This is a genomic window from Actinomadura rugatobispora, assembly GCF_042656285.1.
Lineage (GTDB): Bacteria > Actinomycetota > Actinomycetes > Streptosporangiales > Streptosporangiaceae > Spirillospora > Spirillospora rugatobispora.
Genome location: NZ_JBHSON010000120.1, coordinates 14,887 through 31,724 on the forward strand (window position 1 = coordinate 14,887; position 16,838 = coordinate 31,724).

Genomic DNA, 16,838 nt, shown 5'->3' on the forward strand with positions numbered 1-16,838 from the left:
TCGCCCCGCTCGGCGGTGCTACGGTGCGTGAGCCGGCCGCGGGACTCCGGTGCGACTTCCGGAACTCGTTCTTTACAAGCGGTGATTCGCTGTTCGCGCCCCCATTCCCCGGCCGGCACCCGGGGATCGTGCGAGGCGGGGGCGGGGACGGGGCATGGGCGAGACGCTGGCGGACCTGGTCGCCTGCGAGGACGTGCTGATGTTCGTCAACGCCGCCATCACCTCCACCGGCCAGCGCGAGTTCCACCACGACGAGCACGGCCAGCGGCTCTCGCTGGACTTCCTGCACGAGTACATGCTCGCCAACTACCGCGAGCTGTACGCGGCGGCGCTCGCGCTGGACGTCAACGACCACAACGCCGCGCTGATCGTCCGCAACCTGCTCGTGTACGCCTCCGACGTCCCCGCCGACCGCCGCCGCGCCGAGGGGCGGCTGATCTCCGCCCGGCTGCGGCTGCTGCCGCCGCAGCGCGTGCTGCGGGTGTTCCGCGAGCTGCGCCAGGTCGGCGTGAACAACCGCCGCACCCGCGCGATCCTCCGCGAGTGGATGGCCTCCCGCCCCGACCCGGCCTTCGACGCCGTCAAGTACCGCGGCGCGGTGCGGGAGGTCGTCCGCCACGCCCACCTCCGCCTGCCCGAGGACGGCGCGACCCGCGGCGAGCTGGGCGCGTTCCTGTTCGCGCCGCGCCGCGGCGGCAGGTTCCGCACGCCGATGTTCGAGACCTGGCGGCGCGCGCACTACGAGCAGGCCGCCCTGTACGACCTGCCCTACACGGTCGCCGAGGGCTTCGCGGCCAAGCACGGCATCCCCCGCAAGGTCTTCCTGGAGCGCATCGAGCCGCGCATGACCCGCCTGGAGCGCCTCCGCCTCCAGGAGAACGCCCGCGCGCACAAGGCGGACGCCGTCGCCGCCGACCTGTCGGCCATGCCGCTGACCAGGCTCGCCACCTACGTCCTGGCGCTGCCCCTCGACGACCGGGTCAGGCGCCGCGACGAGCTGACCACGGCCCTGCGCGCCGCCGCCCGCCGCGCCGCCGGGCCCCTGGCGGGTCAGTGGGGCCGCGTCACCGCCGTCCTGGACGACAGCTTCTCCACCACCGGCTCCGGGCAGAAGCGCCGCCGCCCCCTGGCCGTGGCGCTGGCCTGCCACCACCTCCTGCGGGCCCTCGCGTCCCGGTACACGCCGCTGTGGGTCTCGGGACGCACCGACGAGCTGCTGCTGTACCCGTTCGGGCCCTCGCCGCTGGGGGAGCGGATCCTGGACGCCCTCGACACCGCCCCGGAACGCCTCGTGATCGTCTCCGACGGCTGGGACAACGCCCCGCCCGGCCTGGCCGCCGAGGTCCTGCGGGTGTGGCGCACCCGGCTCGACCCCGGCCGCCGCGTCGCCGTCACCCATCTCAACCCGGTGTACGACGCCGACGACTTCGACGTGCGCCGGCTCGCGCCGACCGTGCCCACCGCCGGCATCCGGGACGCCGAGGACCTGCCCACCCTGGTCGAGCTGGCCCGCTTCGCCGAGGGCCGGGCCGGGCTCGGGGACGTCCGCGCCTACCTCGACGAGCGCGTCGCGCGGTTCACCGGGAGCCGATGATGAAGAACCTCACGCTGGCCGGCCTGTCCACCCGGCCCGCCCAGGCCTGGGGGTCGGTCCGGCTCGTCCCGCTCGTGCGCGAGGAGCCGGTGGAGAACCTGCGGCTGCACCGCCACGTCTACGACGACCCCTCGGTGGTGGCCGTGGGCGACCGCACCGTCTACACCGCGTTCATCCCCCACGCCTACGTCGCGACCTGGGCGAACACCGAGGGGCCCGCGGCCTCGTACGGCACCCGGATGCTGCAGAAGGACGACGCCGGGATCGCCCCGGCGTCCCTGCCGGTCAGGGTCCGGCGGCGGATGGCGCGCCGCGTCGCCAAGGACCGGCTGCGGTTCCTGCCGCTGCACCTGGCCGTCGAGGGCTACCTCGCGCTGCACTTCGGCGGCCCGGAGATCGCCTGGGAGGAATGGTCGCAGCGGGCGCTGCGCGGCGGGCTGTCGCCCCGGGCCGAGCGGACCTTCCTGGGCCTGCACGTGCGGGGCCTGGAGGACGCCCTCGGCGTGTTCGAGGTCCACCCCGGCCAGTGCGGCGTCATGGTGTACGTCGCCGATGCCCTGGCCAGCGCCTTCGTCGTCCCGCACCCCGACGACTACCGGGCGCTGCACGCCACCCTGGTGGAGGACCTGTTCGGCGAGACGATCTACCAGTACGGGCTGCTCAACCTGCCCGCCGCCGAAATGAGCGTGCGCATCGACGACACCCGGGTCGGCTCCCTGGCGGACCTGCGGGCCCAGGCGGGGCTGCGGCAGGACGAGTGGGCGTCGTTCCACGACACGGTCATGGCGGGCGGCCTGTTCGACCCGGACGGCGGCTACCGGGCCGTCCAGCATCTCAACGGCTTCGAGCTCGGGCGCTTCATGCCCGCCTTCTCACCGCGCCGCGAGAACCACATCGGCGAGGTCATCACCCGCAGGAAGGGCCGGATCGCCTACCTCAAGTCGTTCCGGCTGTCGGACACCCAGGTCCGCCGCGGCTACCTCCTCACCCGCCTCGCCGCCCACGGCTGGAACCTGGAGACGACCGCGAAGGCCCTCGGCACCGACGCCGCCGGTCTGGGCCTGCGCCTGGAACGCGCGGGCTTCGGCTACCTACTGCGGCAGGACGTCCTGGACCACTACCGCGCCCAGGCCCGCCGCGGCATGCCCGCCCCCGGCACCTGACCCGCCGGGGGGTCAGCCGCGCAGGCCGGCGAAGAGGTCGTCCTCGTGGTCGGGGGCGTCGACCCGGGAGAAGTGGCGGATGAAGACCTCCGCGCCCAGCGCCAGCCGCCGGGCCTCCTCCGGCAGCCGCAGCAGGAAGATGTTCTCGCCCTGGCTCGCGTGCGCCTCCAGCGCCTTGACCTTGCGCTCCACGTACGCCGACACGTCCACCACGCTGGTGATCATCTCGTCCGGGACGCCGAAGTCGTCGGGGAGCTCGACCCCGGCCAGGTCCTCGCCGGCCAGCTTGAGGAACTCCATCAGCTGCCGGGCGCCCGAGCGCGGGACCGCCGTGTAGTAGAGCTTGTCGGGGATCCCGGTGGACTCGGCCGCGGCGACCGCGACCCGGTGGGCCTGGATGTGGTCGGGATGCCCGTAGCCGCCGTTCTCGTCGTAGGTGACCACGACCTGCGGGCGGTAGCGCTCCATCAGCTCCGCCAGCCGCTTGGCCGCCTGCTCCACCGGGACGTTCGCGAACGCCTCCGGATGGCCGTTGGTGTCCCAGCCCTCCATTCCCGAGTCGCGGTGGCCGAGCAGCTCGACATGGCCGATGTCCAGCAGCCCGGCCGACTCCTGGAGCTCGGCCAGCCGCCGCCGCGCCACCCCGGCCGCGTCATGACCGGGATCGGTCGGCTTGAGGCCGCCCGCGTCGTCGCCCGCCTCACCGTTCGTGCACGTCACCAGGACGGTGCGGATGCCCTCCTCCGCGCAGCGGGCCAGCAGGCCGCCGGTGCCGAGCACCTCGTCGTCGGGGTGCGCGTGCACCGCCATCAGGGTGAGCTGGGGTTCCATCTGATCTCCTCAACCGAATCGCCCGGCCCACTCTATGGCCCGCCACCGACAGTGCCCACGGCCGCCGGGACTCACGCCTGCGACGAGGCCTCCGCGGCGGACAGGTCGGCCGCGGTGAGGGGACGCGCCGGGGCCTCGAACGGGTACAGCGACGTGGCGGTGAGCCCGTCCACGACGAGCAGCTCCCCGGACCGCAGCAGCCGCCAGCCGGGGTCCTCGTCCATCCGCTCGCTGGCGATCACGTACGCGGGGGTGTGGCGCTCGCCGTCCACGCACGTCACGTCCAGGCTCCCGGGCTGGTGCCCCGCGTGCAGGTGCCGGGCCCTCCGCTCCAGCTCGGGCGCCAGGACCCACAGCTCGTTGGGCTCGGGGTAGCGCAGCGCCCAGATCCGGTGCGCCTCGGCCAGCAGGATGTTGAGCGAGTAGACCGGCAGCTCGGCCGTGATCCGCCGGATCGCCGCGATCAGGCCCGCCGTCGTGTCGCCGTGCCGCCTGATCTCCGCGGTGATGTAGGCGAAGACCAGTTCGGAGTCGGTCTGGCCCTCCATCAGCGCCAGGTCCACGTCGGTGAGCCACGACTCCAGCACGCCGAGCCCCTGCACCACCCCGTTGTGGGCGAACAGCCGGTCGTTCATGTCGAACGGGTGCGCGTTGTGGACGCTGACCCGGCCGGTCGAGGCGTACCGCACGTGCGAGACGAAGGTGTGGGAGACGACGTTGCGCGCCTCGGAGGCGAAGTCGGTGTTCTCGAACGCGGCGACCGGGGCCCGGTCCCGGACGGGCTCGTCGCCGAGCGAGAACCATCCCAGCCCCGTGCCGTCGGGCATCCTGCGGCTCTGCGCGCGCATGCTCTGGGGCGCGTCCAGCAGCCAGAACGTGGCCCGCACCCGGGGCCCGCCGGTGGTCATCCCGAAGAGTCGGCACATGCTTCCACCATGACCCACGCGCCGCGGCGCGACCAGGCCGCCCCCCGGCGCGCGGAAAGGTCTTCGACGGGCGGCCGGTGATGGCGTACGGTCCGGATATGGGGTCCCCGGTGGTGCTGCTGGACGTCGATGGCGTGCTCAACCCGTTCGAGCGGCCGCATCGCGGGTTCCGGCGCGTGCGGTGCTCGCCCAACGGCATCACCTACAAGCTGTGGCTGAACGCCGGCCACGGGCGCATGCTGCTCGACCTGGTCGAGGCCGCGGGCGCCGAGCTGGCCTGGGCCAGCTACTGGTGCGACCACGCCAACACCTGGATCGGGCCCAGGGTCGGGTTGCCCGAGCTGCCGTTCGTCCCGATTCCGCGGTTCCCGGGGATCACCGAGGGCGTCTCGCTGGGCTCCTGGAAGGCCCGCCACGTCGCCGCCTGGACCGGCGGCCGCCCGTTCGTGTGGTTCGAGGACGAGCCCGACGCGACCGACCGCATCGCCGCCGAGCCGGGCGTCGGCGATCACCTGCTCGTCTCCGTCGAGCCTCAGGCGGGGCTGACCGAGGAGCACATCGAGCGCGCCCTGGAATGGCTCCGCGCCCGGACCCCCGACGCCTGATGATCGTCATCTCCGCCGGCGCGGCCCCGGGCCGGGCCCGGGGCCGCGGGCGGGTCAGCAGTAGCTGTTGACCAGGTTGGTCAGGGCCGACTTCTCGGCCGAGTCCACGGTGAGGCCGTAGCGGTACTTCACGTCCGTCCAGGACCGCGCGTACATGCAGCGGAAGGCGGTGCGCGACGGGACCCACTCGGCCGGGTCCTGGTCGCCCTTGGACTGGTTGACGTTGTCGGTGACGGCCCACAGCTGGGAGCTGGCGCGGTCGTTGGCGAAGCCCTCCCGGCGCGCGGTGGTCCAGGAACTGGCCCCCGACCGCCAGGCCTCGGCCAGCGGGACCATGTGGTCGATGTCGACGTCGGACGCCTGGGTCCAGGTGGCGCCGTCGTACGGGCTGTACCAGCTCCCGGAGACGGCGGCGCAGCTGGAGTCGGTCTGGACGTTGGTCCCGTCCCGCTGCAGGACGATCTCGCGGGTGTTGCAGGCGCCCGAGACCGTGCTCCAGTGCGGGAACTTGTCGCGGTCGTAGCCCGTGGACGACCCCTCGGCGGCGACGGTCAGCGCCGCCAGGTGCTCGAGGGTGACGGCCTTCCCCGGCGGGGCGGGCGGTGCGGCGTGGGCCGCGGGCGCGAGCGCCGCGGTGGCGGTCAGCGCGGCGGCGAGAGCGGTGACGGTGATGCCCGTGCGTTTCACGGGTTCCTCCTCCAGCTTGGGAGCATCCTCCGTTCAAGCGTTAGTTAGCTGGATAAACCGGAAATGTCTGTTCGCTTCCGGCAAGATCACGGGTTTGTTACGAGCCGGGGCGGTCACATTCGTCCAATACGGCGTGTCGCGGCGCCGTCTAACGTCCCCTTCGACGACCGACGAAGGGAGACGACCATGGGCCGATCACCGCTTCTCGACCTGGCCTACGGCTTCATGCCGGCGCAGGTCCTGTACGCGGCGGCCGAGACCGGGGTGGCCGACGCGCTCGCCGCCGGGCCCCGCACCGGCGAGGACCTGGCCAAGGAGACCGGCACCCACGCGCCCTCACTGCGGCGGCTGCTGCGCGCCCTCGCCTCTCTGGGGGTGGTGGAGCAGCGGGACACCGACCTCTTCGAGCTCACCCCGCTGGGCGCGGGCCTGAAAAGCGACGACCCGGGATCGGTGCGCGGGCTCGTCAGGCTTTTCTGCGGGCCGGAGGTGTGGAACTCCTGGGGCGATCTTGTCGGCACTTTGCGCAGCGGTGAACCCGCCTGGGAACGCGTCACCGGAATGACATCGTTCGAATTCATGGCGGCGAACGAGGAACTGGCGGGAACGTTCAACACCGCCATGGCCCAGCACACCCGCGCGGTCGCACCGGCCGTCGTCGAGAACGGCGATTTCGGCCGCTTCCGCACCATCGCCGACCTGGGCGGCGGCGACGGCACCCTGCTGGCCGCCATCCTGGGCGCCGTGCCGGACGCGAGCGGAATCCTGTTCGACCTCCCCGCCGGGCACGCGGGCGCGGAGCGGACCCTGAACGAGGCGGGCGTGGCCGACCGGTGCCGGGTCGTCTCCGGTGACTTCTTCGAGTCCGTGCCGGAGGGGGCCGACGCCTACGTGCTCAAGAGCGTCGTCCACGACTGGGACGACGAGAAGGCCGCCGCGATCCTGCGCAGGTGCCGCGAGGCGATGCGCCCGGACGCGCGGGTGCTGCTGGTGGAGTTCGTGATGCCGGAAGTGGTGACGCCGGAGGACTCCGGGAACGTGATGTCCGACATCAACATGCTCGTCGTGCTGCGCGGGCGCGAGCGCACCGAGCGCGACTTCCGCGACCTGCTCGGCGCCGCCGGGTTCGGGCTCACCGCCATCACCGGCCCGCTCCCGCCGTCCGGGTACCGCGTGATCGAGGCCGCGCCCGCCTGACGATCCGCGGCGTGGCCCCAGCCCGCGGCCTTTCCGGGGGCGCGGGGCTCAGTTGCGGGTCCAGTCGGGCTGCAGGAAGTCGGCGACCCGGGCCTCCCGGCCGAGCAGCACGACCTCGCGGAACTGCCAGAGCATCGCCCCGGTCGGGGCGTGCACGACCCAGTCGGGGCGCAGCCGCATCTGCAGCAGGTGCCCGCCGTCGATCTGCGGCACCCAGCGCGGCGTGTCGTCGGCGGCGAGCCGGGCCAGGCTCACGTGGTGGACGGAGTGCACCTCGTCCGGGCTGGGGCGCAGCGGGCCCGGATCGGACGGCGCCGCCACCACCGGGGTGATCGAGAACCCGGAGGCGGCGGGGAAGTCGTCGAGCCTGCCGAGCACCTCGGCGGGCCCGACGGCCAGCCCCAGTTCCTCCCGCAACTCGCGCAGGGCGGCCTCCTCGGGCGTCTCGCCCTCGTCCATCCGCCCGCCGGGCAGCCCCCACTGGCCCGCGTTCCGGCCCCGGTAGGCGCGCTTGATCAGGATCACCGAGGGGACGCCCTCGTGCTCGACGACGCACAGCACCACTCCGGCGCGGCGGGAACCGGGGGAGTCGGGGACGGTGGTGTGGGCGAAGGCGCCGAGCCGCTCGGCGGCGGCCTCCCGGAACGCGGGCAGGCTCACGAGGGGATCCGTCATCCACCGATCTTCTCAGCCTGCCGGGCGGGCCGCTCGCCCGGCGTGCCTCCGCGGACGCGGACGGCGCGTCAGCGGCCCGCGGGGGCCTCGCGCTGGTCCCGGGCGTACCGGGCCGGGGAGGTGCCCACCGAGGCGGTGAAGTCGCGGATGAAATGGGCCTGGTCGGCGTAGCCGAGCTCGGCCGCCAGCGCCGGCCAGTCCACCGGGGCGCCCGCGGCGGCCCGCTCCGCCGCCTCCAGCATCCGGTGCCGCCGGATCACCCACTTGGGGCCGACGCCCACGTACTCCTGGAACAGCCGCTGCAGGCTGCGCGGGCCCACGCCCACGTCGGCCGCCAGGTCGTCCACGCGGACCAGGCCCGGCCGCTCGGCGATCCGCGCCACGATCCCGGCGGCGAGGCCCGCCCGCGGGTCCGCCCCGGCCGGGCGCCGGCCGAGCAGGAACGCCTCCAGCCGCGCGACGGCGCCCTCCGCGCCGGGACTGCCGAAGACGTCCGCGCACAGCTCGCGCCCCGCCGCGCCGAACACCTCGTGCACGCGCGGCGTCCGGCCGGTGATCGTGGACAGCGGGGCGCCGAGGAAGGGCCGGAACCCGCCGGGCCGGAACGCCGCGCCGACCACCCGGCCCTCGTCGGCGATCTCCTCCGCGAAGCCGTCCCGGACCACGCCCACCACCCGGTCCCGGGTCGTCCCGGAAGTCAGGTAGCTGGTGAACGTCATGTGGACGGCCGGCCGAGTCAGGACCCGCTGCCGGTGCGGCTCGCGGCCGCGCAGGTCCCACACCAGCACCCAGTAGTGGTCCACGAACGGCGCCAGCTCCGCGGCGGGCGCGATCCTGGTGACCTGGAAGCTCTCCAGCGCCGCGCGGGCGTTCAGGATGCCGCGCGTGCTACTGGGCAGAATCCGGGACATTCCCCCAGGCTAGGGCGTGCGCGCCGGTGCCGCGGCGGCCTGTCGCGTTTCTACAAGACCGGCCGCCGGGCCCGCTCTAGCGTGGAAAGCTCTTCGAACGGATGAGCGAGAAAGAGGCGAGGGCGAGATGGAATTCCGGAGCCTGATGGTGCCCGCGGCCGAGACGTCGGCGCGGATCGTCCGGGGCGTCCCGGCGGACCGGCTGGACGCGCCGACCCCCTGCCCCGGCTGGGACGTGCGGGCACTGGTCAACCACATGACCTACTGGGCCGGGCCGGCGGCGACGGCCGCGCGCAAGGAGCAGCCGCCCGCCGGCGTGGACGAAGGGCACGACTTCACCGCGGACGGCGACTGGGCCGCCCTCTACACCGAGCGCGCCCGCGCCATGGCCGAGGCGTGGACCGACCCCGCGGCCTGGGAGGGCAGCACCAGCCTCACCGGCAACCCCCAGGGCATGCCCGCCCCCGTCATCGGCGGCATGATGCTCGGCGAATGCGTCCTGCACGGCTGGGACCTGGCCGTCGCCACCGGCCAGGACACCGCCGTCATCCCCGGGGACCTGGTCGCCGCCGCCTACGAGCAGCTGCAGCCCACCGCCGAGATGGGACGGCAGTACAAGGCGTTCGGCGAGCGCGTCGAGGTCCCCGAGTCGGCGCCGCTCCTTGACCGGCTCTTGGGGCTTTCCGGGCGCGACCCGTACTGGAAGCCCTGACCGGCCCCTCCGCCGCTGGGGGAAGGGGGGGCGAATTACAGGCGCGAGCGGGGTGCCGGGCGCTCTACGCTTGAGGCATGTCTTCCACGCCGTCGACCTCTGGTTCTTCCATCCGGGTACGCTTCGCCCCCTCCCCGACGGGGATGTTCCACGTGGGCGGGGCCCGGTCCGCCCTGTTCAACTGGGTGATGGCCAAGCAGGCGGGCGGCACGCTCGTGCTGCGGATCGAGGACACCGACGCCTCCCGCAACCAGCCCGAATGGACCGAGGGGATCATCCGGGCGCTGGCCTGGCTCGGCATGGACGGCGGCGAGTACGAGGGCCCCTACTTCCAGTCCGCCAACGCCGACAAGCACGCCGCCGCCGCCCGCACCCTGATCGACGCCGGGCGCGCCTACTACTGCGAGTGCACCCGCGACGACCTGATCGCCCGCGCCGGCGGCCAGTACAAGGGCTACGACAACTTCTGCCGCGACCGCGGCCTGGAGCCCGGCCCCGGGCGGGCGCTGCGGTTCCGCAGCCCCGACGAGGGGCAGACCACGGTGGTCGACCTGCTGCGCGGCAAGCCGGTGTTCGAGAACGCCGTCCTGGAGGACTTCGTCATCGCCCGCGCCGACGGCTCGGTGACGTTCCTGCTGGCCAACGCGGTCGACGACATCAGCCAGGGCATCACCCACGTGGTGCGGGGCGAGGAGCACCTGTCCAACGCGCCCAAGCAGCAGCTGCTGTGGGAGGCGCTGGGCGCCGAGCCGCCCGTGTGGGCGCACGTCCCGGTGATCGTGAACGAGAAGCGGCAGAAGCTGTCCAAGCGGCGCGACAAGGTCGCCCTGGAGGACTACCGGGCCGAGGGCTACCTGTCCGACGCCATGCGCAACTACCTGATGCTGCTGGGCTGGGCGCCCTCCGGCGACCGCGAGATCGTGCCGTGGGAGGCGATCGTCGAGGAGTTCCGGATCGAGAACGTCAACACCTCGCCGGCCTTCTTCGACGTCAAGAAGCTGCGCGCGTTCAACGGCGAGTACATCCGGGCGCTGCCGCCGGAGCGGTTCGTCGCCGAGTGCCTGCCGTTCCTGGAGGACGCGCCGTTCGAGGTCGACCTGGGTGTGTTCGAGCGGCTCGCGCCGCTGGCCCAGACCCGGGTGGCGGTGCTGTCGGAGATCGTGCCGATGGTCGACTTCGCCTTCCTGGACGAGCCGCCCTACGACGAGCAGTCCTGGAACAAGGCCATGCTGAAGGGTCCGGCCGCGGAGATCCTCGCCGCGACCGAGGAGGCCTACCGGGACGTGCCGTGGGAGACCGAGCGGCTCAAGACGCGGCTGGAGGAGGTCGGCGCCGCGCAGGGCCTCAAGCTCGGCAAGACGCAGGCGCCCGTCCGCGTCGCCGCCACCGGCCGCACGGTGGGCCTGCCGCTGTTCGAGTCGCTGGAGATCCTGGGCCGGGAGCGCACCCTCGCCCGGATCGCCGCGGCCCGCGCCAAGCTGCGCGACGCCGCGCCCGCCTCCTGACAGCGGGGCGCGAACACCGCAGACGGCCGCCGGAACGACCGCGGCCGGTGGCGGGGAAGCACCCGCCACCGGCCGCGCGCTCACCCGGGGCCCGTGCGGCGCCGCCCGGGGACGATCACGCCCGCGGGCACCGTCCGGGACCGCGGCGACCCAGGATCACGGCGACCCGGGATCACGGTGCGACGTCGTCCGGCCCCGCCACGGTGTCGCGCAGGTCGGCCACCCGCCGGTCCAGCTCCTCGAACTCCTCGCGGAGCGTGCCAGGGAGCCGCTTGCCCAGCCGCTCCAGCTGCTCCTCGACCGAGGCCAGCCGGGCGGCCGACTCCGCCGCGGCGCGCGCCGCCGCCTCCGGGAGGGTGCCGGGCCCCCGGCTCGGATCGGTGGACGGCCGGGCCTGCAGCAGCGCGGCCTGCTCCCTCAGCAGCGCCGCCTGCTCGCGCAGCAGGACCGTCTGGTCGCGCAGCTGCTTGTTCTTGTTGTGCAGCTCCACGAACACCGACACCTTGGCCCGCAGCACCCACGGGTCGAACGGCTTGGAGATGAAGTCGACCGCGCCCGCCGCGTACCCGCGGAAGGCGTAGTCGGGATCGCTGTTCACCGCCGTCAGGAAGATGATCGGCAGGTCGCGGGTCTTGCGGCGGCGCTTGATGTCGCGGGCGGTCTCGAAGCCGTCCATGCCCGGCATCACCACGTCCAGCAGGATCACCGCGTACTCGTCGGTCAGCAGCGCCTTGAGGGCCTCCTCGCCGGAACGGGCCCGGATGAGGTCCTGATCGAGCGAGCTGAGGATGGCCTCCAGCGCGATGAGGTTCTCCTCGCGGTCGTCCACGAGCAGGATCTTCGCCTTGTCGTCCACGCTTGCCCTTCTACCATCTCTGTTCCGGCTCGTCCCGGCTCGCCACCCCGTCCGGGCGGGCGCACCGCGCCCGCCCGCCCCCATTGTCGGCCGCGCGGCTAGCGGACGATGGAGGGTTGCAGCCAGTTGCGCATGACGTCCAGGAGATGGTCCACGTCCACGGGCTTGGGGACGTAGTCCGACGCGCCGGAGGCCAGGCTCTTCTCCCGGTCGCCCTTCATCACCTTCGCCGTGATCACGATGATCGGCAGCTCGGCGAACTGCGGCATCTCCCGGATCGCGGCGGTCGTGGCGTAGCCGTCCAGGCCGGGCATCATCACGTCCATGAGCACCAGCGCCACGTCCGGGTTGCGGTGCAGCACCTCGATGCCGGCATGGCCGTCCTCGGCGTACAGCACCTCCATGCCGTAGCCCTCCAGCACGCTGGTCAGGGCGAACACGTTGCGGACGTCGTCGTCGACGATCAGCACCTTGCGGCCGGACAGCACCGTGTCGAGGAAGTCGGCGGGCGGCTCGTCCAGCAGCCCGTTCAGACTCGGCTCGGACTCGCCCCGACGGTCGCCGGCGGGGGCGGACTGCTCGGCCGCCAGCACCCGGTCCATGGACGGGTCCATCGGCGGCGCGGTCGCCGCGGCGCCCGGGTCGGTCGCGGTGGCGGTGACCGCCGCCGGCACCGGCTCGTCGGGCAGCACCGAGCGGCGCCGCCCGTCCGGCTCGGAGTACTGCGCGGGCAGGTAGAGGGTGAACACGCTGCCGCGGCCCGGCTCGCTCTCGGCGTGGATCTCCCCGCCCAGCAGCCGGGCGATGTTGCGGCTGATCGACAGGCCCAGCCCGGTGCCGCCGTAGCGGCGGCTGGTGGTGCCGTCGGCCTGCTGGAACGCCTCGAAGATCACCTGCAGCTTGTCGGCGCTGATCCCGATCCCGGTGTCGATCACCCGGAAGGCGATCACGTCCGGGGTGTTCCACAGCGCCGGCAGCGTGAAGCTGATGTCGCCGGCCCGCTCGATCCGCAGCCGCACCTCGCCCTCGGCGGTGAACTTGACCGCGTTGGACAGCAGGTTGCGCAGCACCTGCTGCAGCCGCTGCTCGTCGGTGTGCAGCAGGCCCGGCACCTCGGGGGAGACCTCCACCCCGAAGTGCAGGCCCTTGTCGACCGCCAGCGGCCGGAAGGTGGCGTCGACGTAGTCGACCAGCCCGGACACCGCCAGCCGCTGCGGGTGCAGCTCCATCTTCCCGGCCTCGACCTTGGCCAGGTCCAGGATGTCGTTGATCAGCTCCAGCAGGTCGGTGCCCGAGTCGTGGATGGTCTGGGCGAACTCGACCTGCTTGTCGGTGAGGTTGCCGCCCGGGTTCTCCGACAGCAGCTTGGCCAGCACCAGCAGGCTGTTGAGCGGGGTGCGCAGCTCGTGCGACATGTTGGCCAGGAACTCGGACTTGTAGCGCGAGGAGATGGCCAGCTGCTCGGCGCGCTCCTCCAGGGTGCGCCGGGCCTGCTCGATCTGGAAGTTCTGGATCTCGATCGCGCGGTTCTGCTGGGCCAGCAGCGCCGCCTTCTCCTCAAGCTCGGTGTTGGAGTTGCGCAGCTCGCCCTGCTGGCGCTGCAGCTCGTCCGAGCGCTCCTGCAGCTCCTGGGCCAGCCGCTGCGACTCGGTCAGCAGCGCCTCGGTCCGGGTGTTGGCACTGATCGCGTTGAGGGTGACCCCGATCGTCTCGATCAGCTGGCTGAAGAAGGCCAGGTGGACGTCGGTGAACCGGGCGAAGGAGGCCAGCTCGATCGCGCCCAGCACCGAGTCCTCGAACATGATCGGCAGCACGATGATGTTGACCGGGCCCGCCTCGCCCAGCCCCGACCCGATCTTGATGTAGTCGGCCGGGGCGTCCGCGATCAGCAGCGTGCGGTGCTCGGCCGCGGCCTGCCCGACCAGGCCCTCGCCCAGCGCGAACCGGAGCGCCCCGGCGCGGTTCTTGCGCACCCCGTACCCGGCGATCAGCGCCAGCTCGGTCTCCTCGCCGGAGTGCTCGGCCAGGTAGAACGCGCCGTACTGGGCGTTGGCGGTCGGGGTCAGCTCGCTCATGATCAGCTCGGCGACCTGCATGAGGTCGCGGTGGCCCTGCATGAGCCCGCCGATCCGGGCCAGGTTGGTCTTGAGCCAGTCCTGCTCCTCGTTGGCCCGGGTGGTCTCGCGCAGGGTGGCGACCATCAGGTTGACGTTGTCCTTGAGCTCGGCGACCTCGCCGCGCGCCCCGACGGTGATGTTGCGGCTCAGGTCGCCGGTGGCGACCGCGCTGGCCACCTCGCCGATCGCGCGGACCTGGGTGGTCAGGTTGCCGGCCAGCTCGTTCACGCTCTCGGTCAGCCGCTTCCAGGTGCCCGAGACGCCCTCCACCTCGGCCTGGCCGCCCAGCCGCCCCTCGATGCCCACCTCCCGGGCCACCCGGGTGACCTCGGAGGCGAACGACGACAGCGTGTCGACCATGGTGTTCAGCGTGGTCTTCAGCTCCAGGATCTCGCCCTGGGCGTCCACGTCGATGCGCCGGGTCAGGTCGCCGTGCGCGACCGCCGTCGCCACCTGCGCGATGTTGCGCACCTGGTAGGTCAGGTTGCCGGCCATGCCGTTGACGTTGTCGGTCAGGTCCTTCCACATGCCGCCGGCGCCGGGCACGATCGCCTGGCCGCCCAGCCGCCCCTCGGTGCCGACCTCGCGGGCGACGCGGGTGACCTCGGCGGCGAAGGCCGACAGGGTGTCGACCATGGTGTTGATGGTGTCCTTGAGCTGCAGGATCTCGCCCTGCGCGTCGACGGCGATCTTCTTGGTCAGGTCGCCCTGCGCGACGGCCGTGGTCACCTGCGCGATCCCGCGGACCTGCGTGGTCAGATTGTTCGCCATCGAGTTGACGTTGTCGGTGAGGTCCTTCCAGACCCCGCTCACGCCGTGCACCTTCGCCTGGCCGCCCAGGCGTCCCTCCGCGCCCACCTCGCGGGCCACCCGGGTCACCTGGCCGGCGAAGGCCGACAGGGTGTCGACCATGGTGTTGATGGTGTCCTTGAGCTGCAGGATCTCGCCCTGCGCGTCGACCGTGATCTTCTTGGTCAGGTCGCCCTGCGCCACCGCCGTGGTCACCTGCGCGATGTTGCGGACCTGGTAGGTCAGGTTCGACGCCATCCCGTTGACGTTGTTGGTCAGGTCCTTCCACACGCCGCTCACCCCGGGCACCCGGGCCTGGCCCCCCAGCCGCCCCTCGGTGCCCACCTCGCGGGCGACGCGGGTCACCTCGTCGGCGAACGCCGACAGCGTGTCGACCATCTGGTTCACCGTCAGCTTCAGCTGCAGGATCTCGCCCTGCGCGTCCACGGTGATCTTCTTGCCCAGGTCGCCCTCGGCCACCGCCGTGGTGACCTGGGCGATGTTGCGGACCTGGTAGGTCAGGTTGTTGGCCATCGCGTTGACGTTGTCGGTCAGGTCCTTCCAGACCCCGCTCACGCCCCGCACGTTGGCCTGGCCGCCCAGCTGCCCCTCGGTGCCCACCTCCCGGGCCACCCGGGTGACCTCGTCGGCGAACGCCGACAGCTGGTCGACCATGGTGTTCACGGTGAGCTTCAGCTCCTGCAGCTCACCGGTCGCCTCGACGGTCACCTTCCGGGTCAGGTCGCCCCGCGCCACCGCCGTGGTCACCTCGGCGATGTCGCGGACCTGGTCGGTCAGCCGCCCCGCCATCGCGTTCACCGCGGAGGTCACGTCCCGCCACCGGCCGGTCATGCCGCGCGCCGACGCCTGCCCGCCCAGCCGGCCCTCGGTGCCGACCTCCCGCGCGAACTGGGTGACCTCCCAGGTGAACTGGTCGAGCAGCTCCACCATCCCGTTGACCGACTTGGCCATCCGCAGCAGCTCGCCGCGCATGGGACGGCCGCGCACCCGCAGCTCCACCCGCTGGTTCAGGTCGCCCTGCGCCACCGCCTCGACCACCTGGTACATGCCGGTGGCCAGATCGGTCAGCTTGTCGATGATCGCGTTGGCGTCCTCGACCGCCATCCCCCAGGCGCCCTTCAGCGCGCCCGCGGGGATCCGGCCGCGCAGCTGCCCGTCCCGGCCGATCTCGCGGCGCACCCGGCTCAGCCCGGTCGCCAGCTGCTCGCCGTTGTCCCGGATCTCCTCCAGGATCGCCGCCGCCTCCGCCACCGCGCCCTCCCCGGGCACGTCGACCTCCGTCCGGATCTTGCCGTCCCGGACGGCGGCCAGCGCCTTCAGGAGAGGCGCCAGGTCGGCGTCACTGTACCGGGGTGTCGTGTCACGGAACGAACCGCCGTTGTGGCGGGTGCCGGACGCGGTACGGGGCATGCTGTTCGACCTCCTGGCCCGCGATGTGGGTATGCGTATGGGTGCAGGGGAACCACGGATACCTTCCTCCGGGGCCGCATCTGTACTCTACGTCGCCACAGGGGCGGGAGGCGGCCGTGATGGGACGCCTGCGCCGCCGGCGCGGGCTTGTAGTCTTCGTGTTACCGTCTGTCGTGCTTACCGTGCGGTAGGGCTTTATCCCTGGCGGCGGGGCTTTTCTGGCCGAGTGGTCGGCCGGTCTGCCACGATAGCCAGACCCACGCCCCGCCGTGCGCGGCGGGCGATGACCGCGACGAGTGAGGATCGACTGTTGGAACGGCAGACGGTGTCGGCCACCTTCCCGTCCGCCGCGGCCTCGGTGGCGGACGCCCGCCAGTTCGTCCGGCGGGTGCTGGCCGAGTGGGGCATGGACGAGGCCGCCGACGACGCCGTGCTGGCCACCAGCGAGCTGGCCACCAACGCCGTCACCTACGCCGGGACCTCCTTCGAGGTGGCCTGCCGGCTGACCGCCGACGGCGACATCCTCGTCGAGGTCCGCGACCTGCACCCCACCCGCTCGGTCGCGATGCCCGGAATGAGCGCCTCCAGCGGCCGGGGCCTGCCGTCGATCGCGCGGCTGGCGGCGTCCTGGGGCGTCACCTACGACCGCCGCACCAAGGGCGTGTGGTTCCGGCTGCCGCGGCCCGGGGCGTCCAACGGCGCCTCGGGGCCCCGGGTGTCCTCGGAGGAGCCCGGGGCGGGGGCGGGCTCCGGTGGGGCGTTCGGCGGCCCGCGCGGCGGCGCCGAGGCCGGTGGCGTCCGCTCCCGGCGGGACGGCCGCGCCGGACGCGCCCGAGACG

General features: G+C 72.9%; 14 protein-coding genes. 7 read left to right on the forward strand and 7 right to left on the reverse strand.

Going from position 1 to position 16,838, the window contains the following annotated elements; all coding sequences use genetic code 11:
* Positions 1-154: 154 nt before the first annotated feature.
* Positions 155-1,594: a hypothetical protein gene (locus ACFPZN_RS49580; protein ID WP_378291038.1), complete on the forward strand. Its 1,440-nt coding sequence runs from the start codon at positions 155-157 to the stop codon at positions 1,592-1,594.
* On the forward strand, positions 1,594-2,757 hold the full coding sequence (locus tag ACFPZN_RS49585; RefSeq protein WP_378291040.1) for an ARPP-2 domain-containing protein: 1,164 nt from the start codon (positions 1,594-1,596) through the stop codon (positions 2,755-2,757). Before ACFPZN_RS49580 ends, ACFPZN_RS49585 begins: the two co-directional genes overlap by 1 nt.
* A gap of 12 nt (positions 2,758-2,769) precedes the next feature.
* Here the strand turns inward: ACFPZN_RS49585 and ACFPZN_RS49590 are convergent, their stop codons facing one another.
* Positions 2,770-3,588 (reverse strand): PIG-L family deacetylase, encoded by an 819-nt coding sequence (locus ACFPZN_RS49590; RefSeq protein ID WP_378291043.1) that lies wholly within the window; start codon positions 3,586-3,588, stop codon positions 2,770-2,772.
* 71 nt (positions 3,589-3,659) lie between these two features.
* Positions 3,660-4,514, reverse strand: coding sequence for a class II glutamine amidotransferase (locus tag ACFPZN_RS49595; RefSeq protein WP_378291045.1), 855 nt, complete (start codon positions 4,512-4,514; stop codon positions 3,660-3,662).
* 98 nt (positions 4,515-4,612) lie between these two features.
* On the opposite strand from ACFPZN_RS49595, the gene ACFPZN_RS49600 reads away from it, so the two are divergent.
* Positions 4,613-5,119 (forward strand): HAD domain-containing protein, encoded by a 507-nt coding sequence (locus ACFPZN_RS49600; RefSeq protein ID WP_378291047.1) that lies wholly within the window; start codon positions 4,613-4,615, stop codon positions 5,117-5,119.
* Positions 5,120-5,173: 54 nt separating this feature from the next.
* Here the strand turns inward: ACFPZN_RS49600 and ACFPZN_RS49605 are convergent, their stop codons facing one another.
* Positions 5,174-5,806: a GmrSD restriction endonuclease domain-containing protein gene (locus ACFPZN_RS49605; protein WP_378291049.1), complete on the reverse strand. Its 633-nt coding sequence runs from the start codon at positions 5,804-5,806 to the stop codon at positions 5,174-5,176.
* A 186-nt stretch (positions 5,807-5,992) separates the two neighbouring features.
* Here ACFPZN_RS49605 and ACFPZN_RS49610 point away from each other — a divergent pair, with 186 nt between their 5' ends.
* Complete coding sequence (locus ACFPZN_RS49610) at positions 5,993-7,003, forward strand: methyltransferase (protein ID WP_378291051.1); 1,011 nt, start codon at positions 5,993-5,995, stop codon at positions 7,001-7,003.
* 48 nt (positions 7,004-7,051) lie between these two features.
* Here ACFPZN_RS49610 and ACFPZN_RS49615 read toward each other — a convergent pair whose 3' ends face one another.
* Positions 7,052-7,678 (reverse strand): NUDIX hydrolase, encoded by a 627-nt coding sequence (locus ACFPZN_RS49615; protein ID WP_378291054.1) that lies wholly within the window; start codon positions 7,676-7,678, stop codon positions 7,052-7,054.
* A gap of 68 nt (positions 7,679-7,746) precedes the next feature.
* Positions 7,747-8,589, reverse strand: coding sequence for a DUF6597 domain-containing transcriptional factor (locus ACFPZN_RS49620; protein ID WP_378291056.1), 843 nt, complete (start codon positions 8,587-8,589; stop codon positions 7,747-7,749).
* Between the two features lie 127 nt (positions 8,590-8,716).
* On the opposite strand from ACFPZN_RS49620, the gene ACFPZN_RS49625 reads away from it, so the two are divergent.
* Both ACFPZN_RS49625 and gltX read left to right on the forward strand, forming a co-directional pair.
* The gene (locus tag ACFPZN_RS49625) at positions 8,717-9,301 is read left to right on the forward strand and encodes a TIGR03086 family metal-binding protein (RefSeq protein WP_378291058.1); all 585 of its coding nucleotides are present in this window, start codon (positions 8,717-8,719) and stop codon (positions 9,299-9,301) included.
* Between the two features lie 77 nt (positions 9,302-9,378).
* The gene (gene gltX / locus ACFPZN_RS49630) at positions 9,379-10,806 is read left to right on the forward strand and encodes a glutamate--tRNA ligase (protein WP_378291060.1); all 1,428 of its coding nucleotides are present in this window, start codon (positions 9,379-9,381) and stop codon (positions 10,804-10,806) included.
* Between the two features lie 172 nt (positions 10,807-10,978).
* Here gltX and ACFPZN_RS49635 read toward each other — a convergent pair whose 3' ends face one another.
* Positions 10,979-11,662 carry a response regulator gene (locus ACFPZN_RS49635; RefSeq protein ID WP_378291062.1) on the reverse strand — a complete coding sequence of 228 codons (684 nt, stop codon included), beginning with the start codon at positions 11,660-11,662 and terminating at the stop codon, positions 10,979-10,981.
* A 98-nt stretch (positions 11,663-11,760) separates the two neighbouring features.
* The gene (locus ACFPZN_RS49640) at positions 11,761-15,999 is read right to left on the reverse strand and encodes a HAMP domain-containing protein (protein ID WP_378291064.1); all 4,239 of its coding nucleotides are present in this window, start codon (positions 15,997-15,999) and stop codon (positions 11,761-11,763) included.
* Positions 16,000-16,309: 310 nt separating this feature from the next.
* Here ACFPZN_RS49640 and ACFPZN_RS49645 point away from each other — a divergent pair.
* The coding region (locus ACFPZN_RS49645; protein ID WP_378291066.1) for an ATP-binding protein at positions 16,310-16,838 on the forward strand (529 nt) is incomplete at its 3' end.